Genomic DNA, 24,400 nt, shown 5'->3' with positions numbered 1-24,400 from the left:
TCGGTGACGGCCATCACGGTGTAGTACTCGGAGACGCCGGCGTTGGTGATCCACCGCTTGACGCCGTTGAGGATCCAGAAGTCGCCGTCGCGCACCGCGCGGGTCTTCATGCCGGCCGCGTCGGAGCCCGCGTCGGGCTCGGAGAGGGCGTAGGAGAACATGGCGTCGCCCTTGGCGAGCGGGCCGAGGTACCTGGCCTTCAGCTCCTCCGAGCCGGACAGGATGACGGGCAGCGAGCCCAGCTTGTTCACCGCGGGGATCAGCGAGGACGAACCGCAGGCGCGGGCGACCTCCTCGATCACGATGACCGTCGCGAGGGCGTCGGCGCCCGCGCCGCCGTAGGACTCGGGCACGTGGACGGCGTGCAGGTCGGCCGCGACCAGCGCGTCCAGGGCCTCCTGGGGGAACCGGCCCTCCTCGTCCACCGCCGCGGCGAACGGCGCGATCTTCGCCTCCGCCAGCGCACGGACCGACTCACGGAGCATGTCGTGCTCCTCCGACGGGCGGTACAGGTCGAAGTCCTTGGCCATGATCTGGAGCTCCCCTAGCAATGCTTGTGGCACTTTGGCACTGAGTACCCTCAGCAAAACACACTCAGTGCCATGACGCCAGTGGCCGGGGGGCCGGACCACTCAGACGGAACGGCGTGACCGGGTCGTGAGGACCACCGCCGCCGCGAAGAGCACCACGTTCTTCACCACGAACTCGCCCACCATCGTCAGCAGCAGCGGATTGGCGTGGTCGAACGCCAGCCGCGGCGTGACGAGCAGCACGGCGAAGGTGCCGATCAGATGCCCGCCGAGCACGGGCAGCAGGAGGGCCTGCGCCCGCCCGGCGATCAGCCACAGGCCGAGGACGATCTCGACCCAGCCGAGCGCGGGCACGAACCAGCCGCCCGTGTCGAACGGCATGACGTCGACGACGAGCTGCGCCGCCGGGCTCATTCCGATGACCTTCAGGACCCCGAACCAGACGAAGACCCCGCCGAGCCCCGCCCGCAGCAGCACCAGGCCGTACCGGTGCAGGCGCGGCGCGAGCCGGTCGAAGAGGGCGGCGGGGGACGCCGGGGGAGTCGTGCCGGCAGGGCCGGTCGCGCCGGCGGGGGTGCGGGTGGACGGGGTCAGCTGCGAGGAAACGGTCATGCGCGGCCACTCCAGACGGATCGATGCGGGATCGGTGAGGACGGGACGGACGCGCGGCGCCGACGGCCCGGGGCAGGCCGGGGCCGCGTGTCCTGTGGGGAGCGTCCGGCGGCCGGCGGCCCACGGCGCCCCTCCGGAACGGGGGGCGGCCGGGGTGGCCGGGATGACCGGGGTGGACCCGGGCGACCGGGTCGGTGGTGCGGGCTGCACGGTGCGGGTGCCGGGACCGGGGCAGGGGGAGAGGGCCTGCCGGAGCCTCGGGAGCCGCCGGGATCCAGGGGCGGGAACCGGCCAACGGGCACGGCCCCCGGCGGTGCGCCCCGCCCTGGCGACGGGACCGGGTGCCACGCCTCGGCGGTACGGCGTACCCGTCCGTCCGGCGGCGTGACGCAGCGACCCCGCGGAGGCGCGGCCGGCCGCCCACCGACAGGGCCGACAGCGCCCGGTGCCGACCCACGCTAGCCACTCCCGGGGGCCACGGCGATGCCCATCGACTCCTTGCATGCCTCCGATGGAAGAAGCCGATAGGCCGTTGCCCCACGCAACCAGATCTCGCCAGCCTGTGCTCTGTTCGAACTGTGTTTGACCGATTGATCCGCTCCCGCCCCGCACCACACGCGAAGGAATCCAGGGATGTCTCAGCGACCCGTCTCCACCCCGACCACCCCCGCGGCCCGCACGCCGCTGACCCGGCGCCGGGTGCTCACCGCCTCCGCCGCCGCGGCGGGCGCCTTCGCGCTCGCCTCGGGGACCAGCACGGCCTGGGCGGCGGGCCCCGTCGCACAGTTCGAGGCGGAGACCCGCACCGGCCGCCGGGCGCCCGGCGCCGGCGCCGAGCCCAGCGTGGTGGTGCGCTGGAACCAGGCCGCCATGGACGCGATCCTCGGCCGCTACCAGGCCGCCGGCAACCGCTTCGGCCCCGCCACCGTCAACGCCCGCGCCCTCGCGATCATCCACAACTGCGTCTACGACGCCTGGGCCTGCTACGACCGCGTCGCCACCGGCACCCGCTACGGCGGCTCCCTGCGCCGCCCCCGCGCCGAGCGCACCCTCGACAACAAGAACGAGGCCATCAGCTACGCCGCCCACCTGGCCCTGCTCGACCTCTTCCCCGAGTACAAGGTCGCCATCGACTCGATGCTGAGCAGCCTCGGCTACGACCCGGCGCTCACCGACCCGGCCCCCAAGACCCCCGCGTGGATCGGCCGCCGCACCGCCCAGGCCGTCCTCGCCTACCGGCACGCCGACGGCGCCAACCAGCTCGGCACCCCCGCGTACGGCGACACCACCGGCTACCAGCCGAAGAACCCGCCGCAGACCGCCGGCGCCTTCGACCCCTCGATCGTCGTCGCGCCCGAGCACTGGAGCCCGCTGATCGTCGGCGGCAAGACCCAGCGCTACCTCACCCCGCAGTTCGCCGTCATGAAGCCCTTCGCGCTCAGTCGCCCCGACCAGTTCACGATCGCCGCGCCGCCCGCGTACCCCTCGGTCCGGATGACCGCCGCGATCGAGGAACTCCTCGACATCAGCGCGAACCTGACGGACGAGCAGAAGTGCATAGCGGAGTTCTGGCTCAACGACGACGTCACCCCGCCCGGCGCCCAGCAGATGTGGGGCCGCTTCGTCTCCGCCCGTGACGGCCACGACGTCGACGAGGACGCCAAGCTGTTCTTCGGCCTCAACATGGCCGAGTGCGACGCCGCGATCGGCTCCTGGGCGGTCAAGGCCGCGTACGACTTCGCGCGCCCCTCCACCCTCATCCCGTACGACCGCCGCGGCCAGCGCGTCCAGTCCTGGGGCGGCCCCGGCCAGGGCACCGTCACCATGGACGGCGTCGACTGGCAGGCGTACGTGGCCGTGCCGCCGTTCCCGGCCACCGTCTCCGGACACAGCACCTTCTCCGGCGCCGCCGCCGAGTTCCTGCGCCGCTTCACCGGCACCGACGCCTTCGGCGACTCGTACCGCTTCAAGGCGGGCGCCTCCACCGTCGAGCCCGGTCTCACCCCGCGCACCGACACCGTCCTCACCTGGCCCACCTTCAGCGAGGCCGCCCACCAGGCCGGCATCTCCCGGGTGTACGGCGGCATGCACTGGAGCTTCGACAACGAGCCCGGCATCGAGATGGGCCACCGGATCGGCCGGGTCGTCCACCGCCAGGCCGAGTGTTACTTCACCGGCACGCACCGCTGAGGAGACGAACGATGACCCAGACCCAGAACGCGACCCCGTCCAGGACGGGCAGCGGCGCCCCGCCGTTCCCGGGCGCCAAGGCCACCGTCCTCGGCACCGTCGCCACCGTCGTCTCGCTGCTGGTCCTCGTGGCCCTCGGCGAGGCCACCGGCCACCTCCTGATGATCGCACCGCTCGCCGCCACCGCGATGATCATCTGCAGCACGCCCGCGCTGCCGCCCGCCCAGCCCCGCAACGTGCTCCTCGGCCAGGTCGGCTCCGGCGTCCTCGGCCTCGTCGCCGTCGCCGTCTTCGGGCACAACCTGTGGGTCGCGTCCGTCGCCGCCGGCCTCAGCGTCGGCCTCATGCTGCTGCTGCGGTCCATCCACGCGCCCGCCGCGGCCACCGCCGTCCTCGCGGTCCTCCAGCACCCGGCGCCGCTGAGCTTCCTCGTGCTCCTCACGATCGGCAGCGTGCTGCTTGTCCTCGTCGGCCTGATCGCCTCCAAGGCCGGTGTGATCGCCACATACCCGACGTACTGGTGGTGAGCCCGATGACCCGAGACACCCTCCTCGTCAGCGCCGAAGCGCTTCAGGCCGGCCTGGGGCAGCCCACCGGGCCCGTCCTGGTCGAGATCACCGACGGCGGCAACGACGGCGGCGGCCGCCAGGGCCGCATCCCCGGCGCCGTACGCCTCGACTGGACCGGCGACCTCCAGGACCCGGTACGCCGGGACGTCATCGGCCCGGAGGCCTTCGCGGAGCTCCTCGGCCGGCACGGCATCGGCCCCGACGACACCGTCGTCTTCTACAGCGGCAACAACAACTGGTGGGCCGCCGCCGGCTACTGGCAGTTCCGCCTCTACGGCCACCGCGAGCTGCGTCTCCTCGACGGCGGGCGCGCCCGCTGGGAGGCCATCGGCGGCGCCCTCACCCCCGAGGCGCCCGAACGGCCCCGCACCGACTATCCGGTGCCCGCGGGCGCCGACGAGTCCATCCGGGCCCGCCGCGACGACGTGCTCGACCACATCGGCCGCCGCACCCTGCTCGACGTCCGCTCCCTGGAGGAGTACCTCGGGCAGAGCAACACCCCGCCCGGCGTCCCCGAGGACATCGGTGTCCGCTGCGGCCACGCCCTCTCCGCCGAGCACCTGCCCTGGCACACCGCCATCCACCCCGACGGCACCTTCCGCGACGACGAGGAGCTGCGCGCCGCCTACGGCGCCCTGCCCACCGACCGTCCCACCGTCGTCTACTGCCGGGTCGGCTGGCGCTCCGCCCACAGCTGGTTCGTCCTGCACGAGCTGCTCGGCCTGCGCGACGTCCGCAACTACGACGGCGCCTGGCGGGAGTTCGGCTCGCTCATCGGCGCGCCCATCGTCAACGGACCCCAGCCCTGGGGCCCCGACGGCATCCCGTCCATCGTCGCCCAGCGCGACCCCTCGGAGGTCACCGCCCGTGCCTGACGTCACCGTCTTCCGCGATGTCCTGCGCAACGGCTTCGAGCAGACCGACCTGCCGTGGGTGCCGTGGACCGAACCCGGCCGCGAAGGCGTCGAGTTCGTCGTCCTGTGGGGCCCCGGGCACGCCGGCGAGGAGGACACAGCGTCCTCAGCGTCTCTCCTGCTCCGCTTCCCGCCCGGCGCGCACGGCGACTTCCACGAGCACCTGGGCCATGAACTGATGCTGGTCCTCGACGGCACCCTCGACCACAGCGACGGACGCCGCTTCCACCGCGGCGACCTGGTGATCGAGGAGCCGGGCACCCGCCACCAGATGTCCAGCGAGACCGGCTGCACCGTCCTCGCGGTCCGCGCCCGCCCGGCGTCCGCCCGGACGCCGCTGCCCGGCGAGATCACCACCGGCGTGGGCGCGGGCGCCTCCGCCGACGCGGCCTGACCGCAGGGCCCGGCGGCCCCGCCGCCCCTCGTGGCGGCCCGACGCCGGGCCGCCCGTCGCGCGGCCCGGCCGGGGCCCGCCGGGTCCCGCGGGTCCCGGCGGGCTCTCCCGCCGCGCCCCCGCACCCGCCGAACGCGCCGTGCGAGCCGTGCACCTCGCGCGAGAGGCACGCCTCGCACGAGCCGCACGAGCCGCACGCGCTGTGCGGTCCCGCACGCCCCATGCGCCCCGCACGCCCGGCGCACGAGCCCTGCACCGCGCACCAGCCGCAGACCGCGCACGAGCCGTGCGGGCCCCGCACGCCCGCACGCCCGCACGCCTCGCACCCGCCGCACGGCCCCGTGCGCCCCGCACGACCCGCACCACTCCGCATCCGTACCGGCATTGGAGCCACCATGCACCCCTCGTACAGTCCGGACAGCGACAGTCCGCGCCGGGTCCTGCTCACCACCGGATCGTCCGACGCGCACACCTGGAACCTGGTCCACCTCCAGCTGTTCCTGGAGGAGCACGGGCACTCCGTGCTCAACCTCGGACCGTGCGTGCCCGAGCGGCTGCTCGTCGACACCGCCCGGATGACCCACCCCGACCTCGTCGTCCTGTCCTCCGTCAACGGACACGGCCACCAGGACGGTCTGCGCGCCGCGCGGGCCTTGCGCGCGGACCGGCGCACCCAGGACATCCCCATGGTCATCGGCGGCCTCCTCGGCATCTCGCCCGAGGGCGCCGAACAGCGCACCGCCGAACTGCTCGACGCCGGATACGACGAGGTGTACGCCGACGGCACCGCCCCCACCGCCCTGCTGCGGCGGCTCGGCGAGTCCGGCAGGACGGCCGCGGCGCCGGCCGCCCGGCCGAGAGGCGCGTGTACCGGGCGGGCCGCGGCGTGACCCTTGCCGCGCAGCCCGATCTCGGCGCGTTCGTCCAAGAGGCCGCCCAGGCCGGAGAGCTCGTCGTCCAGCCCCGTATGGGCATGGTCTCCCCCGAGGACATGGCCGCCGGCGTCACCGCCGTCGCCGACCTCCCCGAGCGGACCGTGGCCACCCTGACCATCGACAGCTACACCCGCGTCGGCGACCACGCCGCCGCCACCGAGGCCCTGCGCACCGGCCGGCCCCTCAACGGGTTCCCGCTGGTCAGCCACGGGCCCAGAACCACCGCCCGGGTCGCCTCCGCCGCCGGCCGCCGCACCCCGGTCCAGGTCCGGCACGGCTCCGCCGACCCGATGGCCATCTTCCGCACCATGACCGCCGCCGGACTCGCCGCGAGCGAAGGCGGCCCCGTCTCGTACTGCCTGCCCTACGGGCGCACCCCGCTCGCCGAGTCCGTCGCCGCCTGGCGCGACTCCGTGCAGTTCCTCACCGAGGAGAGCCGGAACCAGGGCCGCCGCGCCCACCTGGAGTCCTTCGGCGGCTGCCTCCTCGGCCAGCTCTGCCCGCCGTCCCTGCTCGTCGCCGTCTCCGTCCTGGAGTGCCTGTTCTTCGCGGCGAACGGCGCCACCAGCGTCTCCCTCTCGTACGCCCAGCAGACCCACGCCGCCCAGGACGCGGGCGCGCTCGCCGCGCTGCGGCGGCTCGCCGACGAACTGCTGCCGCCCACCGTGGACCGGCACGTCGTGCTCTACACGTACATGGGCGTCTACCCGCGGACCGTGCCCGGCGCCCGGCTGCTGCTGCGCCGCAGCGCCGAACTCGCCGTACGCGGCGGGGCGCAGCGGCTCATCGTGAAGACCGAGACCGAGGCGCACCGCATCCCCACCGTCGAGGAGAACCTGACCGCGCTCAGGGTCGCCGCCGACGCGGCCCGCGCCGCCCGCGCCCGGCCGCACGCCGCCGGTCCGGCGGGCGCAGGCGGCGCGGACGCGGAGGAGATCCTGGCCGAGGCCCGCGCCCTGGTCGGCGCGGTCCTCGCGCTCTCCGACGACCTCGGCGTCGCGCTCCTGAAGGCCTTCGACCGGGGCCTGCTCGACGTCCCGTTCTGTCTGCACCCGGACAACCGTGGCGAGGCCCGCTCGGCCGTCGCCGCGGACGGCCGGCTCCAGTGGACCGACCTGGGCGCCCTGCCGCTGCTCACCACCAGCCGGAGGACCACCCCGATGACCTCGCGTCAGCTCTCCGGGATGCTCGGCCGGGTCGCCCGCGAGCACGACCTGGCGGCCGAGACCGACCCGCCGCCCGAGCCCGCCCCGCCGCCCGTGCAGCGCTGCCTCGCGGACCCCGTCCGCCCGCCGCTGCGGGTGGCGTTCGCGGGCATGGGACCGCGCGGCCTGTCCGTACTGGAACGGCTCGCCGCCCACTGCGCCGAGCACCCGCCGGGGCGCCGGATCGAGGTGCACGCGATCGACCCGTACGAGACGGGCGCCGGCCGGATCTGGCGCACGGACCAGTCGCCGTGGTTCCTGATGAACACCCCGGCGCAGGAGGTCACCATGTTCTCCGGCCCGACCGACGCCGGCCCGCACCGGCCCGGCGCGGGCCCCAGCCTCGCCGAGTGGTGGGCGGAGGACGACCCGGAGCACGCGGAACCGGAGGGCTACGCGCCGCGCCGGGTCTACGGGCGCTACCTCGCGTACGTGATGGAGCGCGTCGAGGCGACCCTGCCGCCGTGCCTGACCGTGCACCGCGTCCCGGCCCGGGTGATCTGCGCGGACCGCGTGGAGCCGCCCGGGCCCACCGCCGCCGGCCCGTTCGGCGCCGTCGGTGAGGGGACGCACCGGCTGCGGCTCGACCGGGGCGACGTCCTCACCGTCGACCGGCTGGTCCTCACCACCGGCCACCCCGCCAACGAACCCGACGCGCAGCAGCGCGAGTGGACGCGGTTCGCCCGCACCCACTCGACGCCCGCCCGCCCCGTCCGGTACGTGCCCGGCGGCTGCGCCGACGAGAGCGAGCTGGCCGACATCCCGGCGGGCGCCCGGGTCGGCGTCATCGGGATGGGGCTCACCTTCTACGACGTGCTGGCCGAACTCACCCTGGGGCGCGGCGGCACGTTCACGGAGGGCGGCGACGGGCTGCGCTACCTGCCGAGCGGCAAGGAGCCCCGGATCCACGCCGGTTCGCGCGGCGGGGTGCCGGTGCTGACCCGGGGCCTCAACCAGAAGGAGCCCGGCCACCGTTACCGCCCGGTGCTCTTCACCCCCGAGCGGATGACGCGGTTGCGCGCCGAGCACGCGCCGCTCGACTTCGAACGGTCCGTGCTGCCGTGGCTGCTGGCCGAGGTGAACACGGTGCTGCTCGCCACCCGCATCCGGCAGGTCCACGGGCCCGACGCGGCCCGCGAGTTCACCGAGCGGGCGGAGGAGGCGCTGGCCCTGACGCCGGAGCTCCCGGTGCTCCAGCGGCTCGCCGCCGGCTACCGGGTCGACCCGCTGCCGCTCACCGGACTCGACGCCCTAGCCCGCCCGTTCGGCGACCGCCGCTTCGGTTCGCCGTCCGAGTACCACAAGGTGCTCACCGAGTGGCTGCGCGCCGATCTCGGCGACGCCCGGCTCGGCAACGCGGACGGCCCGATGAAGGCGGCGGCGGACGTCCTGCGGGACGTGCGGCAGACCATCCGCGGGGTCGTCGACTTCGGCGGTCTCACCCCGGACTCGCACCGCTGGTTCCTCGCCACGTTCGGGCCGGTCGCCTCGCTGGTGTCGACGGGTCCGCCGCAGCTGCGGTCCGAACAGTTCCTCGCGCTCCTCGCGGCCGGCGTGCTCGAACCGGTCGGTCCGGGCGCCCGGTTCGGCACCGACCCCGTCGAGGGCCGCTTCACGGTCGAGTCGGCGCGGGTGGAGAACTCGTGGACACCGCTCGACGTCCTCATCGACGCACGGGTCCCCGCCACCGACGTCACCGCGGACCGCGACCCGCTGATCCGCGGCCTGCTGGCCGACGGGCGGATCCGGCCCTTCGTCAACGCGGCCGAGCGGCCCGAGGGCGGCACGTCGGAGTTCGCCACGGGCGGCATGGACTGCACCGACGCGCCGTTCCACCCGATCGGCGCGGACGGGGAGCCGGACCGGGCCACCCATGTGCTCGGCATCCCGAGCGAGCACACCCGCTGGTTCACCCAGGTGGGCAGCGGACGCCCCGGCCCGTGGGGCTCCTTCACCAAGGACGCCGACGCGATCGCGGCGGCGCTGATGGGAGCGGCGGAATGAGCGTCACGACAGGGCACGGCGCCGCGTACGCCGCGCACCGCGCCACGGCGGCCCACGAGGAGTACCGAACCGCCCGGGACCTGCTGCTGCGGCTGCGCGGCGACCGCGAGGCGGCCTCGGCCGCCTTCCGGTGGCCGCGCGCCCCGCACTTCAACTGGGCCCTGGAGTGGTTCGACGTCGTCGCCGAGGGCAACGAGCGGACCGCCCTGGAGATCCTCGGCCGCCCGGCCCCGGACGGCACGGTCCCCGTGGCCGAACGCGTCACCTTCGCCGAACTTGCTGCCCGCTCCGACGAGTTGGCCGTGTCCCTGGCGGAGGCGGGGGTGGCGCGCGGCGACCGGGTGCTGATCCTGCTCGGCACCCGTACGGAACTGTGGGAGACGCTCCTCGGCTGCATCAAACTGGGCGCGGTCGTCGTCCCCGGCTACCAGGACCTCACCCGCGACGAGGCCGCCGACCGGATCGCGCGCGGCGGCATCCGACATGTCGTCTGCGCACCCGAACTCGTCTACATGATGGGCGAGTTGCCCGTCGCGGGTCTGCGGATGGCGCCGGGCGCGGCGGCACTGCCCGGCTGGACCGCGTACCCCGACACCCGCGACCCCGACCGCCGCCGCCCCTTCTTCCCGGCCGGCCCGACCCTCTCGGCCGACCCGTCCTTCTGCTACTTCACCTCCGGCACCACCTCGCTGCCCAAGCTGGTCGAGCACTCCCACGCCGGGTACGGCGTCGGCCACCTCTCCAGCCTGTACTGGAGCGGCCTGCGCCCCGGCGACCGGCACCTCAACCTGTCCGCGCCCGGCTGGGCCAAGCACTCCTGGTCCAGCTTCTTCGTCCCCTGGACGGCCGGCGCCACCGTCGTCGCGCCCCCGGACGGCGGCCTCCCGCCGTCCGTGCTGCCCGGCGTCCTCACCACCCAGCGGATCAGCAGCCTCTGCGCCCCGCCGAGCGCCTGGCGGGCGATGCTCCCGTACGTGACGGACGGCCGGGGCGCGCCCCGGCTGCGGGAGGCCACGGCGGCGGGGGAGCCCCTGACGGCCGAGGTGACCGACCGCATCGAGTCGGCCTGGGGGGTACGGGTCAGGGACGGTTACGGCCAGACGGAGGCCACCGCCCTCATCGGCCGCGCCCCCGACACCCCGCCCCCGCTCTCCCCCCTGGGCCACCCGCTGCCGGGCTACCGCATCGTGCTGCGCGACCCGGAGACCGGCCTGGTGGGCGAGGCGGGCGAGGTGTGCGTCGACCTGACGGAGCGCCCGCCGGGCCTGATGCGGGGGTACGTGGACACCAGGGAGGGGACGGACCAGGCGGCCGGCCCGGACCGCGCCCCCGCCGCGGACGCCCGGACCGCGGCCGTCTTCGCGGACGGCTTCTACCGCACGGGCGACCGGGGCGAGCGCTGCGCCGACGGGTCGATCCGGCTGCTCGGGCGGCTGGACGAGGTGTTCAAGTCGTACGGGCACCGCGTCTCCCCGATGGAGATCGAGGCGGTCCTGCGCACGCACCCGGCGGTCGCCGACGCGGCCGTGATCCCCTGCCGCGACGAGTCCGGCGGCCTCGCCCCGTACGCGGTGGTCGAAGCCCGCAACGCCTACCCGCCCGAACTCCTGGAGCGGGAACTGATCGCCCTCGCGGCGAAGCGCCTGGCCCCGGTGTTCGTGCCCCACGGCGTGGACCTGGTGCCACGACTGCCCCGCACCCGCTCGGGCAAGGTCCGGCGGGGCGCGCTGCGGCCGGGGGGCGGGGTGGTCGCGTAGGGGCGGCGGCCTCGGGGTGGTCGCGTAGGGCGGTCGCTCAGGGGCGGTCCGGGGGCGGCACACCGGGGGGTGTGCCGCCCCCGGGTGTGCCGCCGACCGGACATGACGCCGACCGGACATGACGCTGACCGGACATGACGCCGACCGGACATGACGCCGACCGGCGTCTACCGCGCGTCCGCTGCCGGTTCGCGGTCGGCGGTGCGCAGCAGGACCGTGGCGACCGCGCGGGCGCGGACCGCGGCCTCGGTGGTGCCTTCGCGCAGGGCGGTGACGATGGCGCCGTCGCCGAGGAGGGCGAGCTGGCGGGCGAGGGTTTCGTGGTCGCGGTAGCCGCCCTCGGCGAGCAGGCCGTCGAGGCGGGCGATGACCTTCTCCTTGTGCTCGGCGGCCACGTGGTGGGCCGGGCTCTCGGGGTCGGCCGTCTCGACCATCGTGTTGATGAAGGCGCAGCCGCGGAAGTCGGCGGAGGCGAAGCGCTCGGCGAGTCCGTCGAAGAGGGCGAGCGCCAGTTCCTCCGGGTCGCGCCCGGAGGCGTCGATCCGGCTGTCGAGCCAGGCCCGCCACATGCTGTCGCGCCGCCGCAGCACCTCGACGACGACGTCGTCCTTGCTGGGGAAGTGGCGGTAGAAGGAGGCGCGTCCCACCCCGGACTCGGAGAGGATCCGCTCGATGCCGACGGCCCGGATGCCCTCCTCGTAGAAGAGCCGCTCCGCCGCGCTGAGGAGCCGTTCTTTAGCGTTCGTGGCCATACCAGACGGTACCACTCGGTTCCGTCACGGCGGGATCCCCGAACCGGATCGACCGCCTCCCGTTGCGTCAGACGGAACCGATCGGTACCGTCGGGATGGTACCGATCAGTGCCATCTTGGTCCGGCTCAAGGAGAGCTCCATGCCCCGCCTGCCCCAACTGACCGTCGACACCGCCAACGAGGAGCAGCGCGAGCTGCTCGAAGGCACCCTGAAGCAGCTCGGCAAGCTGCCCAACCTCTACGCCGCCCTCGCCAACGGCCCGGCCGCGCTGCGCGGTTACCTCGCCCTGCGCGAGTCCCTGGTCGGCGGCAGCTTCAGCGCCCGGCAGCGCGAGCAGCTGGCGCTCTACATCGCCCAGCGCAACGACTGCACCTACTGCGTCTCCGCGCACACCCTGCGCGGCGGCAAGGTCGGCCTGAGCGAGCAGGACCTGCTCGCCACCCGCCGTGGCGCCGACGCCGGCGACCCGCACATGGACCAGGTGCTCCGGATCACCGGCGCGATCATGGAGACCGGCGGCCGGGTGAGCGACTCCGCCCTCGCCGAGGCCCGCGCCGCCGGCGTCTCCGACGCCGAACTGGCCGAAATCGTCGGACATGTGGCGCTCAACGTGCTGTCCAACTTCTTCAATCACGTTGCGCAACCGGAGTTGGACTTTCCGTTGGTCCCGGCCCAGCTGGCCGAGTAGAGTCCTTGCGGCCGACCAGGGGTGCCGGCGCGCGACCGAGCGTGCCGGCACCCCTGTGGTGTGACAGACCGACTGGGGCGATCGAACGGGTGGCGTGACCGGCCATCCGAGTCCAGCTGCCGCCGGGGTGCGGCAAGGGGGTTATTCACGTGGACATCGACGCAAGAACCCTGAGAACGTTTCGCGAGGTGACCCTGACCGGGTCCTTCACCCAGGCGGCCCGCCGCCTCGGGTACTCGCAGTCCAGCGTCACGGCGCAGATGCGTGCGCTGGAACGGCAGGTGGGGGAGCCTGTCTTCGAAAGGCTGCCCAGCGGCGTGCGCCTCACCCGCGCAGGCACCGTCCTGACGGAGTACGCGCGTCAGATCCTCACCCTCGTCGGCGAGATGGAGACCGCCCTGCGCCGCCCCGCGGCCAACCCGCCGCGGATGACCGTCGGCATCGTCCCCGCCCTCGCGTACGGACAGCAGCTCGCCCGGGTGACCCACATCGGCCGACGCCTGCTCTCCGGCGTCCAGCTGGCCCTGCGCGTCATGGGCACCGCCGAGATCCACGACGCCTTCCGCGCCGGCTCGATCGACGGAGCCCTCGTCCTCACCGTCGTCGAGGCGGAGGACCCCACCGCGCTGTCCGCCGGGCTGCCCGACCAGCCGCGCGTCGAACGTCCCGACGACCTCACCGAAGTACGCGTCCAGGAGGTCGAGTTCGTCCCCGTCACCGGCGTCTCCCGGGCCCGGGGCCGCGCCTCGGCCGGCCGCCAGGTGGTCATCGCGGACCCCGACTGTCCCTCGCAGCGCTGGCTGCCCGAATTCCTCCGGCTCCGCTCCGACGGGCCGCCCGAGATCCACGAACTCGGCTCCATGGCCGGAGTCCGCGCCGCCGCCCAGTCCGGGCTCGGCTGCGCGATGCTCCCCATGGCGCTCGCCGCCTCCCCGCGCGAGTCCACCGGACTGCGCCCGCTGCCCGGCGTCCCCCGGATGCGCTGGAACGCCTCGCTGGTCTCCGCCCGTGTCGACGACCGTCCCGCGATCGACTGGGAGAACCTCACCGAGACGCTCCGTCAGGCCACCGCGCTCGCCTGCGCGGTCGACCTCGGCCGCGGCGAGGACCCGGCCGTGCTCCCCGCCCTCGACCCGGGCGTCGCGGGCCGGCCCACCCCCTGAAACGGGTGCCACGGCACACCGCCCCCTCCCCGGACCCACACCCCCGACCGGGCCCCGAGGGCGGCGGTGCGCCGTGGCACCTCTCCGCTCGCGCGCCTTCTACAGGTCGAACTCGTGCGGCGGCAGGTCGAGCGCGAAGCAGGCCTCGCGGACCACGGCCTGCTCGGTCTTGTCGAAGTCGCCGTCGGCGCCGCCGATGACGATGCCGATCTGCACGACCGCGCGGGCCTCGGCCGGCTTCTTCTTCGCCTTGGCGATCTCCTGGAGCACGCTGACCTTGCCGAAGTCGAAGTCGGCGGCCAGCTTGTCGAGGTTGGCGTCGAAGCGGCGCTGCAGATCGGTCGCGTCGAAGTTCTGCAGCACCTCGTTGGAGGTGATCAGCTGGGCGACACGGCGCCGCTCGGCCGGGTCGATCGAACCGTCCGCGGCGGCGACCAGCGCGCACATCGCCATGCTCGCGTCGCGGAACGCGCCGCTCTTCAGGTCGTTCTTCTTCGCCACCAGCTGGGTCTGCATCGTCGATGCGGACTCCTTGATGCGGTCCCACAGGGCCATGTCCACGCACTCCAGACGTCGGTTACTTCTACTGGCCTGTAGAACGTACCAGTGGGGCCGGTGGTTCCCGACCTGCCTACGATGAGGACATGCCGGAACGTCAAACCCACGAGCGGAACCCGGGCCCGCCCGAACTCGCCGCCGCGGCGGCGGTCTTCGCCCTCCTCGCCGACCCCACCCGCCTCCAGCTCGTCTGGCTGCTCACCAAGGGCGAGGCCGACGTGAGCGCCCTGACCGAGGCGTGCGGCGCCTCCCGGCCCGCGGTCAGCCAGCACCTGGCCAAGCTGCGGCTCGGCGGCCTCGTCCAGTCCCGCAGGGACGGGCGGCGGGTCGTGTACGCGATGCCGGACGGACACCTCAAGCGGCTGGTGGTCGAGGCGGTCAGCCGCGCCGACCACGAGGTGAGCGGAGAGCCCTGGCACGACTGATCCGGAAGCCGCCGCGCGTCGCCGTCGCCCGGCGGCGCTTACCCGTCGCCCGGCTCGCGTCCCACCCCTTGACGTCAACATGTGCGCAATCACGCACGCGTCGGTTACGGTGGAAACGTGCCGCCCGTGCCCTCCGCAGCGTCCGTGCTCCCGGTGGTCTCCGTACTGCGCCACCGCACCTACCGGCGTCTCTTCGTCGCCCAGGTCGTCGCCCTCCTGGGCACCGGCCTCGCCACCGTGGCCCTCGGCCTGCTCGCCTACGACCTCGCCGGTGCCGACGCCGCCGCCGTCCTCGGCACCGCCCTCGCCCTCAAGATGTGCGCCTACGTCGTCGTCGCCCCGCTCGCCGCCGCGCTCGCGGCCCGCGTCCCCCGGCGGGCCCTGCTCGTCTCCGCCGACCTCGTCCGGGCCTGCGCCGCGCTCAGCCTGCCCTTCGTCGACCAGGTCTGGCAGATCTACGGCCTGATCCTGCTGCTCCAGGCCGCCTCCGCCACCTTCACCCCGGTCTTCCAGGCGACCGTCCCCGACGTCCTGCCCGAGGAACGCGCCTACACCGAGGCCCTGTCGCTCTCCCGGCTCGCCTACGACCTGGAGAGCCTCGTCTCACCGGTCCTCGCCGCCGCGCTCCTCGCCATCGTCCCGTACCCCTGGCTCTTCACCGGCACCGCCGCGGGCTTCCTCGCCTCCGGGCTGCTCGTGCTCTCCGTCGCCCTGCCGCGCCCGCCCGCGCCCGGCCCGGACCGGAACGGGCGGCGCCCGAGGGCCGGCTCCGGCGCGCGGCTCTTCCTCGCCACCCCGCGGCTGCGCGCCCTGCTCGCCCTCGACCTGGCCGTGGCCGCGGCGGGCGCCCTGGTCCTGGTCGACACCGTCGTCCTCGTCCGCGACACCCTCGGCCGCACCGCCGCCGACGTGCCGCTCGCGCTCGGCGCGTACGGAGCGGGCTCCATGGGCGTCGCGCTGCTGCTGCCCCGCCTCCTCGACCGGCTCGACGACCGCCGGCTCATGCTCACCGGCGCCTTCGCCCTGCCCGGTGTCCTCGGCCCGCTCGCGCTCGTCCTCGCCGCCCCGCCCGGCGCCTGGTCCTGGCCCGGGCTGCTCGCCGCCTACCTGCTCGTCGGCGCGGCCACCTCCGCCGTCCTCACCCCCAGCGGGCGGCTGCTGCGCCGCTCGGCCGCCGCCGGTGACCTGCCCGCCGCGTTCGCCGCGCAGTTCTCGCTCTCGCACGCGTGCTGGCTGCTCGCCTACCCGCTGGCCGGACTCCTCGCCACCCGCGCGGGACCCGCGCCCACGGCGGCGGTCCTGGCGGGGCTCGCCCTGGCCGCCGCGCTGGCCGCGGCCCGCCTGTGGCCGCGTACGGACCCGGTCGCCCTGGCGCACGTCCACCCCGAGCTGCCGGCCGACCACCCGCACCTGGCGGGAGCGGCGGGCCCGCACACCCACGCCTTCCACATCGACGCCCTGCACCGGCGCTGGCCGGCGCCCGCCCCGTGACGCGGAACGGCGGTGGGGCTTTCGCCCCACCGCCGTTCACGCGACGCAGTGCCTCACGACCCGCCGGATCAGACCGCCGGAGCCGGGAAGGTCGGGTACTCGACGCCCGAGACGTGCTGGACGACCCGGATGACCTGGCAGGAGTAGCCGAACTCGTTGTCGTACCACAGGTACAGGATCGCGTTGTCGCCGTCGACCTTGGTCGCGCCGGCGTCCACGATCGACGAGTGGCGCGAGCCCACGAAGTCCATCGAGACCGCGTCGGGCGCCGTGGTGAAGTCGATCTGGCGCTTCAGCGGCGAGTGCAGCGAGACGTCGCGGAGGTACTCCAGGACCTCCTCGCGGGTGGTCTCGCGGCCCAGGCGCAGGCTGAGGATGGCGATCGAGACGTCCGGGACGGGGACGCGGATCGAGCTGCCGGTGATCGGGGCCTTCAGGTCCGGCAGCGCCTTGGCGACGGCCGAGGCGGCACCGGTCTCGGTGATCACCATGTTGAGCGGCGCGGACCGGCCACGACGGTCGGCCTTGTGGTAGTTGTCCAGCAGGTTCTGGTCGTTCGTGAACGAGTGGACGGTCTCCACGTGACCGCGCAGCACGCCGTACTCGTCGTCCATGGCCTTCAGCGGCGGGACGATGGCGTTGGTGGTGCAGGACGCGCAGGAGATGACCTGCTCGTCCGGCTTGATCGTGTCGTGGTTGACACCGTGCACGATGTTCGGGACGTCGCCCTTACCCGGAGCCGTCAGCACGACCTTGTCGATGCCGGGGCGCAGGTGCTTGGACAGGCCCTCGCGGTCGCGCCACTTGCCGGTGTTGTCGATGAGGATGGCGTTCTCGATGCCGTACGCCGTGTAGTCGACCTCGGAGGGGTCGTTGGCGTAGATGACGCGGATCGTGTTGCCGTTGGCGACGATCGTGCTGTTCGCCTCGTCGACGGTGATGGTGCCCTGGAACTGGCCGTGGATCGAGTCCCGGCGCAGCAGCGAGGCGCGCTTCACGAGGTCCTGGTCGCCGCCGCCGCGGACGACGATGGCCCGCAGGCGCAGACCGTTGCCGGAGCCGGCCTTCTCGATGAGCAGGCGGGCGACCAGGCGGCCGATGCGGCCGAAGCCGTACAGGACGACGTCACGGCCGTCACCGCGCGCGATCTTGTTGGCGCCGATGGCACCGGCGACGGCGTCGGCGGTGAACTCCGCCACCGAGAGACCGCGGTCGTCGGCCTTGTACTCCGCGGCCAGCATGCCGATGTCGATCTGGGACGGACCCAGGTCAAGCGTGGTGAGCGCCTCCAGGAACGGCATCGTCTCGGTGACCGAGAGCTCCTCGCCGTCGATCTGGCGGGCGAATCGGTGGGTCTTGAGAATGCTCACCACCGACTTGTTCACCAGGGAGCGGCTGTGCAGGAGGACGGTGACGTCCTGCTCCCGGTGCAGCCTCCCGATGATCGGAATCATGGACTCCGCGATCTCCTCGCGGTTCTTCCAGTTTGTGAACGAGTCCTCGTTGACAGTCACAGAAAGCATCTCTCGATCGAGCTAGGCAGTGCTCATATGCTAACCCGACCGTCATCCCGTCCTTCAAGGGGTCCCCGGCGAGGCGGTCGTCACGTCACCGAGAACCGGCCATTCCGGTCATGAGCGGAGAGTGACCGCGCCGCCGGGCCGGCGGCACCCCCCTCGGGGGCGAACCGGCCGCAACACGCAACCCGTGCACCGCCGTTGGGAAACAGAAGGCCGCCCGGACGCCTACCGGACCGCGACCCGGCCCGACACAATCCCCGTATGACGATCACGCCGGTCACCCCGGGCGCACCGCCGAAGCGCCGCACCGCCCTCGACCTCGCCCGCGGAATCCTCACGGGCGCGGTGATCGGCAGCTCGCTCGCCGCGCTCGTCGTCGGCACCGTCCTCGAACGCGTTCCCCTGGTGGTCGGCGGCCTGGCCGTCCCCGTCGCCTACGGCCTGCTGGTCCTCGCCGCCGGAGCGCCCGGGCGCGCCCGCGAGGCGGCCGTCGTCCCCCGTACCGCGCTCGCGATGATCGAGAGCCTGCGCGCCACCGGCGGGGAGTCCAGCGACGTGCCCGTCCGCTTCGACCTCACCGTCGCCCCGGACGACGGGCCCGCCTACCGCGTCGAGTCCACACAGTTCGTCAACCTCGTCGACCTGCCCGACTACAAACCCCGCGGCATCGTCGTCGTCCAGTACCCGCCGCACCGGCCGTGGGAGGTGAAGCTCGTGAAGCGGCCGACGCCGGAATGGGAGGACCGCGCGGCCGGGGCCCACATCGACTCGGTGCCCGGCCCCGTCCTGGCCGGCGAGCCGACCCGGGACAGCGGCGTCGGCGGCTACCTCACGCTCCTCGCCCTGCTGCTCGGCGCGGCCGGCGTGGTCTTCCTCTTCCGGGCCGAACTCTTCGGCCCGGACGACACCACCGCGCGGCCCCCCTCGGCCGCCGGGCCCGCCGACTCCGGCACCTCGTCCACCACGATCGTCTCGGCGGAGTCCGGCACGGTCGCCCTCGGCCCCGGCCAGTCGATGTTCGACGAGGGCGCGCTGCGCCGGGCGGTCGACTCGCTCACCAGGGGCGCGAAGAAGCGCCAGGCCCTCACCGTCGTCGTGCAGGACCGCCTCCTCACGGTCGTCTTCACCCCCGCGGGCTCGCATGCCCCCGGCTTCGACGTGGACGCCCTGCCCTACGCGCGCATCCCCGCCCTCGTCCGGGAGGCCAGGACCGCCCTCGGCGTCCGCTCCCCGCGGACCTGGCAGCTCACCGCCGAGAGCCTGACCGGCTCCCTCACCCTCAGGGTCGGCGTGACCGGCGCCGACGGCGCCGCCTCGCTGGAGGCGAACGGAGACGGCGAGGTCGTACGACGCATCCCGGCGCGCTGACGGGACGGGCGGTCCGGACGTGACGGACGGGGCGGGCGGTCCGGACGGGGCGGGCGGAACAGACGGCTTGGAGCAGGAGGAGCACGGATGGGCTGGCACGGATTTCTGCTGTGGTGGTGCGGCGTCTTCGGCGTGGTCGCGCTGGTCGGGTACGGGCGGTCACTGGCCGGGGTGACCCGAGCCCAGCGGGCGGTCCGGGTCATGGGCCGGATCGAGCGGGTCCGGCAGCCGCGGCACGGGAGCTCGGCGAGTGAGGGGATAGCCGTGGTCGTCACCTTCCGCGACCCGTCCACCGGGCAGGAGTTCACCGTCACCAACGACGGCGAGCACGGCGACCGGATCAGCACGGCCTGGACGGGACGCGAGATCGGCATCCACTACCCCCCGGGCAGACCGCACGCCTACCGCTTCACCACCGACCTGGAGGCGGGCCGGCGCGGACTCGGCTGGCCCGGCTTCGCGGTCTTCCTGGTCTACGTCGGTCTTGTCGTCCTCGCCGCGATCGACTGGGAGTGGCCGTGGTCCCTGATCGGCTTCGGAGTGCCCTGGACCCTGCTCGGCGCGACCTACCTGCCCGGGGCCGTACGCGACACGCGCCTGCGCGTCGAGAAGCTGGCCTCCGGCGGCCCGGTCCCCGGCCGCGTCATCGCCGTGCTCAAGGACGTCAGGATCGACGAGGACGGCGACACCCTCACCAGTCACACCCCGGTCGTCGCCTTCACCACCCTCGACGGCACCGCCGTCACCGCGTACCGCCCCGACGGACTGCGCGACCCCGTCCGCTCGCTCGGCCGGGACCTCACCATCCACTACACACCCGACGACCCGGCCGTCTTCACCCCGGACCTCGCGGGCGAACACCGGTCCCGCAGAAGCGAGATCGCGTTCGGCGTCGTGGCCCTCCTCGTGGGCGTGGCGGCGGCCGTGGCGGGAGGGGTCCTGGTCGCGGGGTGACCACGCGCCGCGCCGGCTGCGCGGCCGGTGCACCGAGGGCACCGGCCGCACAGCCGACAGAGCGTCAGGCGGCAGCGAGGACCGGTGAGTTGCCCGCCCCCTCGTCGAGCCTCAGCAGGGCGAGCAGCGCCGCCCGGGCCCGTGCCACCCGCGAGCGCACCGTGCCGACCGGGCAGCCGATGGCCTCGGCGGCCTCCGCGTACGGCAGGCCCAGGAGCTGCGTGAGGACGAAGGCGTCGCGGCGCTCGCCCGGGATGGTGGAGAGCAGCTCGGTGAGCGCGATGCCGTCCTCGAAACCGGGCAGGCCACGGGGCTGCGCGTGCTCGGCGGCGGTCTGCCAGTCGTCACGGTCGGAGAGCCGGGGCCGGGCCGCGGCGTGCCGCAGGCTGTCGACGACCGTGCGCCGCGCTATCGAGAGCAGCCAGGTACGGGCGGACGAACGGCCCTGGAACCGGGGCAGGGCGGCGAGAGCTCTGAGGAACACCTCCTGGGTGAGGTCGTCGGCCGCCTGACGGTCGGCGCTGAGGTAGGCCACGTACCGCCAGACGTCCCGGTGCAGCGCCCGCACGAACTGGTCGGCCTTCGCGGGGTCCCCGTCCCGGGCCGCGAGGGCCAGCAGGGTCGTGGCCGCGTCGGACTCGGCGGAGTGGTGGGTACGGGTGTGAGGCCGGGTGGGGGTGTGGGGCTGGGTGTGGGTGTCGGTGTGGGGCTGGATCTGGGTGTGGTGGGGGTTCTGGTCGTGGGCAGGAGTCATCGCCACAGGTCCTTGGATCCTTGAGGAAGGCGGAGGGTACGGCCTGCCGGAGGGCACGGCCGAGGCCCGAGCGGCGGCCCTCTGCGAGGGCCGGCGGGCTCGGGGAACCAGCTGTCGGATCAGATGACAGCGCCTGCCCGCGGAGGACCACGCGAGACGAGGGAATGGGCGAGATGGAGCCGCCGGGGCGCACGCTCGTCACCCGGGCGTACGGGGCGGAAGCGCGGCCGGTCCACGGGAACGGGCCCGGCGGCCAGCAGCAGCCCGAGCGGCCGGAACAGCCCGGCGGGCAGCGCCCGCAGCAGCCGGAACGCCCCGCGCTCGCCGTACGCGAGCCACAGACCGCTGAGCAGCGCGGCGAGCAGGTGCGCCGCGAGCATGCCGGAGGACGAGGAGAGCGAGAAGCCCGAGAGATCGGCCAGGCGGGCCGGGTCGGTCAGGTCGGTCACGTCGCCGAGCGAGGACGCCATCGACGCCATGTCGTGGGCGTCGTGGGCGTCGTGGGCGTCGTGGGCGCCGATGGCGGCCGGCGGACGCGCCACGGACAGATGCCCCGTGTGCCCGGCCTGACCCATGTCCATGCCCGCGTGCGACGCGGCGCCGCCGCCGGACTGCGCCCAGGAGAACACCGAGTGCAGCACCGACTGCACGGCCACGGCAGCCGTCGTCACCGCACACAGGCCGCGCTCGCGGGCGCCGACGGCCCAGGCCACCGCCGAGGTCGCCGCGAAGGCCGCGCCCAGCACCCCGACGGCGACAGGACGGCCCGACATCAGGATGTGGCCGGTGGCCGCGAGCAGCACGCAGACGGCCGCGAAGAGGGCGGCCCGTACCGCACGCGCTAATCGGCCCGGTGTCATGGCGTGCCCATCCTCGCACCCCTCCCCGGTGGCCTGCCCGCCCCCTCGAACCGTGGCCCCCATGCCTACGCGACATGTGGTCCGTCCCACAAGAGGGCCCGGGAACTCCCCGGCCGCCCCGGCCGACTCCTCCTCCCGGAAACGTCCCGGAGGCACCGGGCGCGGCACGGGGGAGGGGTGGCGGTTGAGTGACGAGCGCCCGGCGCGCGGGCTGACCGCGCTGCTCACGACGGCCATGGCGTTCTCGATGATGCAGCTGTTCCTGCTGGGCGCGCTCGGACCGCGTCTGGTGGAGCGGCTCGGCGTCTCCGAGACCCTGCTCGGTCTGACCACCACCGTCGGGTTCGGCACGGCCGCCGTCCTGTCGCCGCTCGGCGGCCGGATCGTCGACCGGGTCGGCCCCCGGCGCGCGCTCGTCACCCTCCTCGGGCTCTCGGCGCTCGCCCTGGCGCTGATCGGCGCCGCGCCCGGACCGGCGTTCCTGCTGGCGGCGGTCGCGCTGGGCGGCGTACCGCAGGCGCTGGCCAACCCGGCGACCAACAAGGCGATCCTGGCGGCCGTCCCGCCGGCCCGCCGGGGCGCGGTCACCGGGACCAAGCAGTCCGGTGTGCAGGTGGGGGCGTTCGCCGCGGGGCTGCCGCTCGCCTCCGCGGCGGGGGTGCTCGGCTGGCGGGGCACGGTGTGGGCGGCGGCCGCGGTGGCGGCGCTCGCCGCCGTGTGGGCCTGGCACATGGTGCCGCCGCACATGTCTCCCGCACCCGCCACCCCCGGTGCCCCGGTGGCGGGGGACCGGCGCACGGTGGGCTGGCTCGCCGCCTTCTCCGTCTTCCTCGGCGCGGGCATCGCCTCCGTCAACACCTACCTCGCGCTGTACGGCGCCGGACGGCTCGGCATGGGCCCGGCGGTGGCCGGCGCCTTGGTCGCCGTCCTCGGTGTCGCGGGCATCGCGGGCCGCGTCGGCTGGTCCCGCGCCGCCGTACCCGGCCGGGCCCCCTGGCTGCCCGGCGGGCTCGCCGCCGGAGCGGTGGCCGCCGCCGCGCTCCTCGCCCTCGCCGAACACGCCCCGCCGCTGGTGTGGGCGGGGGCGGTCGCCGTGGGCGGGTTCGCCGTCGCCGGCAACGCCGTCTCGATGGTCCTGGTGCTCCAGCGCTCCGCCCCGGGACGCGCCGGACAGGACTCGGCACTGGTCTCGGCGGGCTTCTTCACCGGATTCGCCGTGGGCCCGCCGCTGTTCGGGACACTCGCGGCCAACGGCCGGTACGACCAGGGCTGGACCCTCGTCGCGGCCGAGTTCGCCGCCGCCGGAGCCGTCGCCCTCACCTGGGCGCTGCGGGACCGCCGTACGAAGGAGTGCGTCGCGTGACCGCCCCGGACTGGGCCGAGTCGGCCCTCGCGCTGCTCCTCCACCGGGCGGGCCGCACCGCCCGACAGGTCGGCTCCCGCTTCCCGTTGTACGCGGAACCCGGCGACGGGCGCTGGACGACGACCGGCCGCGGCTCCTGGACCGGCGGCTTCTGGGCCGGGCTGCTGTGGCTGCGCGCCCGGCACCGGGCCGGAATCGCCCCCTCGGACGTCCTCGCCGCCTCCGCGTGCACGGCCCGCCTCGCTCCCTGGGCCACGGCCGACACCGCGACCCGCGGGCTCATCCTCTGGTACGGGACCGCGCTGGCCTTCGACGACAAGGGCGCCGACGCGCTGCGGGCCCGCGCGGCCCGGACGGTCCTGGAGGCGTGGGAGCCCCGGCACGGCCTGGTCCCGTGGGGCACGGCGCTCGGCGGCGAGCGCCTGCGGGCCCGGGCGGACGGCGTGCCCGGCCTCGTACCCCTGCTCGCTTCCGCAGGGCCCGACGGCGAGCGGGCGGCCGACGCGCACCTGCGCCGCCACCTCGACCTGTGCCTGCCCGGCGACGGGCGGCGCCCCCAGCCCTCCTGGCGTTACGACGAGACGTCCGCCACCTGGACCGCGGAACCCGCACCGGCCCCCGGCTGGACCCGAGGCGAGGCCTGGCTCCTCCTCGCGGTGGCCGACGGCCTCCTGGGCGTCGGCGTGAACCGCCCGGTGACCGTCCCCGACCACCGCCCCGGCACCGCGACCCTGGCCGAAGCCGCCGAACAACTCCTCCGCACCGGCGAGTTCCTCACCGGCCCCCTCATCCCGCCCGCCGCCGCCCACCACCGCGACGGCCCCCTCGACACCTCCGCCGCCGCCATCGCCGCGGTAGCCCTCCGCAAACTCGCCCTGGTCCCCGACGCCCCCTGGACCACCGCCTGCACGGCCCGCTCGGACGCGATCCTCCACCGCCTCGTCCACGCCCACCTCACCCCCTCCGACGGCACACGCCCCGGCGGCATGCTCCTGGACGGCTGCTACGACTCGACCGAACACACCGCCGTCTGGCACGAACTCGTCTGGGGAGACTTCTTCCTGGCCCTGGGCCTCGCCGCCCTCCGCGGCGACGTGGACCTGACGCGGGTCTGAGCGGACCCGCATCGGGCCCGGCAGGAAAACCGGTTGGCGGGCGGGTCCCGGAAGATGGCATGCTGGCGTCCGCGGAGGGGTGTAGCTCAGATGGCCAGAGCGCCGGTCTCCAAAACCGGATGCCGCAGGTTCGACTCCTGTCACCCCTGCCACCGACAGCGCCCCCACCCTCCGGGTGGGGGCGCCGCGCGTCTCGTGGACGACGTGGGGTGGACCGTCCCGGCGGGGGTCCACCGCGCGACGGACCCGTCAGCGCCGGGCGGCGCCGGCCCAGGATG

22 protein-coding genes and 1 tRNA gene are annotated in these 24,400 nt (G+C 74.6%); 16 read left to right on the top strand and 7 right to left on the bottom strand.

Annotated elements, in window-relative coordinates; all coding sequences use genetic code 11:
* Positions 1–530 (bottom strand): acyl-CoA dehydrogenase family protein (locus tag ACZ3ZE_RS11335; protein ID WP_467258524.1); only part of this gene is annotated, 530 nt, incomplete at its 3' end.
* A gap of 102 nt (positions 531–632) precedes the next feature.
* Entirely contained in the window at positions 633–1,142 is a 510-nt protein-coding gene (locus ACZ3ZE_RS11330) for a hypothetical protein (RefSeq protein WP_361178397.1), read from the bottom strand.
* A 633-nt stretch (positions 1,143–1,775) separates the two neighbouring features.
* Here ACZ3ZE_RS11330 and ACZ3ZE_RS11325 point away from each other — a divergent pair.
* The 7 genes from ACZ3ZE_RS11325 (at position 1,776) to ACZ3ZE_RS11295 (ending at position 11,110) form a co-directional block, all read left to right on the top strand.
* Positions 1,776–3,332, top strand: coding sequence for a vanadium-dependent haloperoxidase (locus ACZ3ZE_RS11325; protein ID WP_361178395.1), 1,557 nt, complete (start codon positions 1,776–1,778; stop codon positions 3,330–3,332).
* Between the two features lie 11 nt (positions 3,333–3,343).
* Complete coding sequence (locus tag ACZ3ZE_RS11320) at positions 3,344–3,859, top strand: HPP family protein (RefSeq protein ID WP_363293459.1); 516 nt, start codon at positions 3,344–3,346, stop codon at positions 3,857–3,859.
* A gap of 5 nt (positions 3,860–3,864) precedes the next feature.
* Complete coding sequence (locus ACZ3ZE_RS11315) at positions 3,865–4,776, top strand: sulfurtransferase (protein ID WP_361178390.1); 912 nt, start codon at positions 3,865–3,867, stop codon at positions 4,774–4,776.
* Positions 4,769–5,209, top strand: a complete 441-nt coding sequence (locus ACZ3ZE_RS11310) for a cupin domain-containing protein (protein ID WP_361178388.1) — start codon at positions 4,769–4,771, stop codon at positions 5,207–5,209. Before ACZ3ZE_RS11315 ends, ACZ3ZE_RS11310 begins: the two co-directional genes overlap by 8 nt.
* 395 nt (positions 5,210–5,604) lie before the next feature.
* Positions 5,605–6,099 carry a cobalamin B12-binding domain-containing protein gene (locus ACZ3ZE_RS11305; RefSeq protein ID WP_361178385.1) on the top strand — a complete coding sequence of 165 codons (495 nt, stop codon included), beginning with the start codon at positions 5,605–5,607 and terminating at the stop codon, positions 6,097–6,099.
* Positions 6,096–9,353, top strand: coding sequence for an FAD/NAD(P)-binding protein (locus ACZ3ZE_RS11300; RefSeq protein WP_467258521.1), 3,258 nt, complete (start codon positions 6,096–6,098; stop codon positions 9,351–9,353). The genes ACZ3ZE_RS11305 and ACZ3ZE_RS11300 overlap by 4 nt, the downstream gene beginning before the upstream one ends.
* The gene (locus ACZ3ZE_RS11295; protein WP_467258518.1) at positions 9,350–11,110 is read left to right on the top strand and encodes an acyl-CoA synthetase; all 1,761 of its coding nucleotides are present in this window, start codon (positions 9,350–9,352) and stop codon (positions 11,108–11,110) included. Before ACZ3ZE_RS11300 ends, ACZ3ZE_RS11295 begins: the two co-directional genes overlap by 4 nt.
* Before the next feature lie 167 nt (positions 11,111–11,277).
* On the opposite strand, the gene ACZ3ZE_RS11290 is transcribed toward ACZ3ZE_RS11295, so the two are convergent.
* On the bottom strand, positions 11,278–11,862 hold the full coding sequence (locus ACZ3ZE_RS11290; protein ID WP_467258515.1) for a TetR/AcrR family transcriptional regulator: 585 nt from the start codon (positions 11,860–11,862) through the stop codon (positions 11,278–11,280).
* 140 nt (positions 11,863–12,002) lie between these two features.
* On the opposite strand from ACZ3ZE_RS11290, the gene ACZ3ZE_RS11285 reads away from it, so the two are divergent.
* On the top strand, positions 12,003–12,551 hold the full coding sequence (locus ACZ3ZE_RS11285) for a carboxymuconolactone decarboxylase family protein (protein WP_361623042.1): 549 nt from the start codon (positions 12,003–12,005) through the stop codon (positions 12,549–12,551).
* A 149-nt stretch (positions 12,552–12,700) separates the two neighbouring features.
* Positions 12,701–13,714: a LysR family transcriptional regulator gene (locus ACZ3ZE_RS11280; protein WP_361178370.1), complete on the top strand. Its 1,014-nt coding sequence runs from the start codon at positions 12,701–12,703 to the stop codon at positions 13,712–13,714.
* Positions 13,715–13,813: 99 nt separating this feature from the next.
* On the opposite strand, the gene ACZ3ZE_RS11275 is transcribed toward ACZ3ZE_RS11280, so the two are convergent.
* Positions 13,814–14,269 (bottom strand): tellurite resistance TerB family protein, encoded by a 456-nt coding sequence (locus ACZ3ZE_RS11275; protein WP_361178368.1) that lies wholly within the window; start codon positions 14,267–14,269, stop codon positions 13,814–13,816.
* An 89-nt stretch (positions 14,270–14,358) separates the two neighbouring features.
* Between ACZ3ZE_RS11275 and ACZ3ZE_RS11270 the strand changes: the two genes are divergently transcribed.
* Entirely contained in the window at positions 14,359–14,697 is a 339-nt protein-coding gene (locus ACZ3ZE_RS11270; protein WP_361178366.1) for an ArsR/SmtB family transcription factor, read from the top strand.
* Between the two features lie 153 nt (positions 14,698–14,850).
* Positions 14,851–16,188, top strand: a complete 1,338-nt coding sequence (locus ACZ3ZE_RS11265) for an MFS transporter (RefSeq protein WP_361623111.1) — start codon at positions 14,851–14,853, stop codon at positions 16,186–16,188.
* A 68-nt stretch (positions 16,189–16,256) separates the two neighbouring features.
* Here ACZ3ZE_RS11265 and ACZ3ZE_RS11260 read toward each other — a convergent pair whose 3' ends face one another.
* On the bottom strand, positions 16,257–17,702 hold the full coding sequence (locus ACZ3ZE_RS11260) for a glyceraldehyde-3-phosphate dehydrogenase (RefSeq protein WP_361178406.1): 1,446 nt from the start codon (positions 17,700–17,702) through the stop codon (positions 16,257–16,259).
* 267 nt (positions 17,703–17,969) lie between these two features.
* Here ACZ3ZE_RS11260 and ACZ3ZE_RS11255 point away from each other — a divergent pair, with 267 nt between their 5' ends.
* Positions 17,970–19,076, top strand: a complete 1,107-nt coding sequence (locus ACZ3ZE_RS11255; protein WP_467258512.1) for a hypothetical protein — start codon at positions 17,970–17,972, stop codon at positions 19,074–19,076.
* 87 nt (positions 19,077–19,163) lie between these two features.
* Complete coding sequence (locus ACZ3ZE_RS11250; protein WP_442305117.1) at positions 19,164–20,030, top strand: DUF3592 domain-containing protein; 867 nt, start codon at positions 19,164–19,166, stop codon at positions 20,028–20,030.
* A 64-nt stretch (positions 20,031–20,094) separates the two neighbouring features.
* Here ACZ3ZE_RS11250 and ACZ3ZE_RS11245 read toward each other — a convergent pair whose 3' ends face one another.
* The gene (locus ACZ3ZE_RS11245; RefSeq protein ID WP_361623033.1) at positions 20,095–20,784 is read right to left on the bottom strand and encodes a sigma-70 family RNA polymerase sigma factor; all 690 of its coding nucleotides are present in this window, start codon (positions 20,782–20,784) and stop codon (positions 20,095–20,097) included.
* A gap of 119 nt (positions 20,785–20,903) precedes the next feature.
* Positions 20,904–21,644, bottom strand: a complete 741-nt coding sequence (locus ACZ3ZE_RS11240; protein WP_467258510.1) for a hypothetical protein — start codon at positions 21,642–21,644, stop codon at positions 20,904–20,906.
* A gap of 184 nt (positions 21,645–21,828) precedes the next feature.
* Here ACZ3ZE_RS11240 and ACZ3ZE_RS11235 point away from each other — a divergent pair, with 184 nt between their 5' ends.
* The 3 genes from ACZ3ZE_RS11235 (at position 21,829) to ACZ3ZE_RS11225 (ending at position 24,274) form a co-directional block, all read left to right on the top strand.
* Positions 21,829–23,007, top strand: a complete 1,179-nt coding sequence (locus tag ACZ3ZE_RS11235) for an MFS transporter (RefSeq protein WP_361178355.1) — start codon at positions 21,829–21,831, stop codon at positions 23,005–23,007.
* Positions 23,004–24,122 (top strand): sugar ABC transporter permease, encoded by a 1,119-nt coding sequence (locus ACZ3ZE_RS11230; RefSeq protein WP_467258507.1) that lies wholly within the window; start codon positions 23,004–23,006, stop codon positions 24,120–24,122. Before ACZ3ZE_RS11235 ends, ACZ3ZE_RS11230 begins: the two co-directional genes overlap by 4 nt.
* 75 nt (positions 24,123–24,197) lie before the next feature.
* Positions 24,198–24,274: transfer RNA gene (locus tag ACZ3ZE_RS11225), tRNA-Trp, on the top strand.
* The last annotated feature ends 126 nt before the right edge of the window (positions 24,275–24,400 follow it).

This window comes from Streptomyces sp. NPDC023157 (assembly GCF_055560575.1).
Note: the sequence above shows the minus strand (reverse complement) of the source record. Positions and strands in the feature narration are given on the sequence as shown.

Bases quoted from the DNA above. Each gene is read 5' to 3' on its own strand.
- ACZ3ZE_RS11315 (WP_361178390.1), top strand. From the start codon at position 3,865: ATGACCCGAGACACCCTCCTCGTCAGCGCCGAAGCGCTTCAGGCCGGC.
- ACZ3ZE_RS11330 (WP_361178397.1), bottom strand. From the start codon at position 1,142: ATGACCGTTTCCTCGCAGCTGACCCCGTCCACCCGCACCCCCGCCGGC.
- ACZ3ZE_RS11245 (WP_361623033.1), bottom strand. From the start codon at position 20,784: ATGACTCCTGCCCACGACCAGAACCCCCACCACACCCAGATCCAGCCC.
- ACZ3ZE_RS11250 (WP_442305117.1), top strand. From the start codon at position 19,164: ATGGGCTGGCACGGATTTCTGCTGTGGTGGTGCGGCGTCTTCGGCGTG.
- ACZ3ZE_RS11285 (WP_361623042.1), top strand. From the start codon at position 12,003: ATGCCCCGCCTGCCCCAACTGACCGTCGACACCGCCAACGAGGAGCAG.
- ACZ3ZE_RS11295 (WP_467258518.1), top strand. From the start codon at position 9,350: ATGAGCGTCACGACAGGGCACGGCGCCGCGTACGCCGCGCACCGCGCC.
- ACZ3ZE_RS11270 (WP_361178366.1), top strand. From the start codon at position 14,359: ATGCCGGAACGTCAAACCCACGAGCGGAACCCGGGCCCGCCCGAACTC.
- ACZ3ZE_RS11290 (WP_467258515.1), bottom strand. From the start codon at position 11,862: ATGGCCACGAACGCTAAAGAACGGCTCCTCAGCGCGGCGGAGCGGCTC.
- ACZ3ZE_RS11240 (WP_467258510.1), bottom strand. From the start codon at position 21,644: ATGACACCGGGCCGATTAGCGCGTGCGGTACGGGCCGCCCTCTTCGCG.
- ACZ3ZE_RS11275 (WP_361178368.1), bottom strand. From the start codon at position 14,269: ATGGCCCTGTGGGACCGCATCAAGGAGTCCGCATCGACGATGCAGACC.
- ACZ3ZE_RS11320 (WP_363293459.1), top strand. From the start codon at position 3,344: ATGACCCAGACCCAGAACGCGACCCCGTCCAGGACGGGCAGCGGCGCC.
- ACZ3ZE_RS11255 (WP_467258512.1), top strand. From the start codon at position 17,970: ATGACGATCACGCCGGTCACCCCGGGCGCACCGCCGAAGCGCCGCACC.
- ACZ3ZE_RS11305 (WP_361178385.1), top strand. From the start codon at position 5,605: ATGCACCCCTCGTACAGTCCGGACAGCGACAGTCCGCGCCGGGTCCTG.
- ACZ3ZE_RS11325 (WP_361178395.1), top strand. From the start codon at position 1,776: ATGTCTCAGCGACCCGTCTCCACCCCGACCACCCCCGCGGCCCGCACG.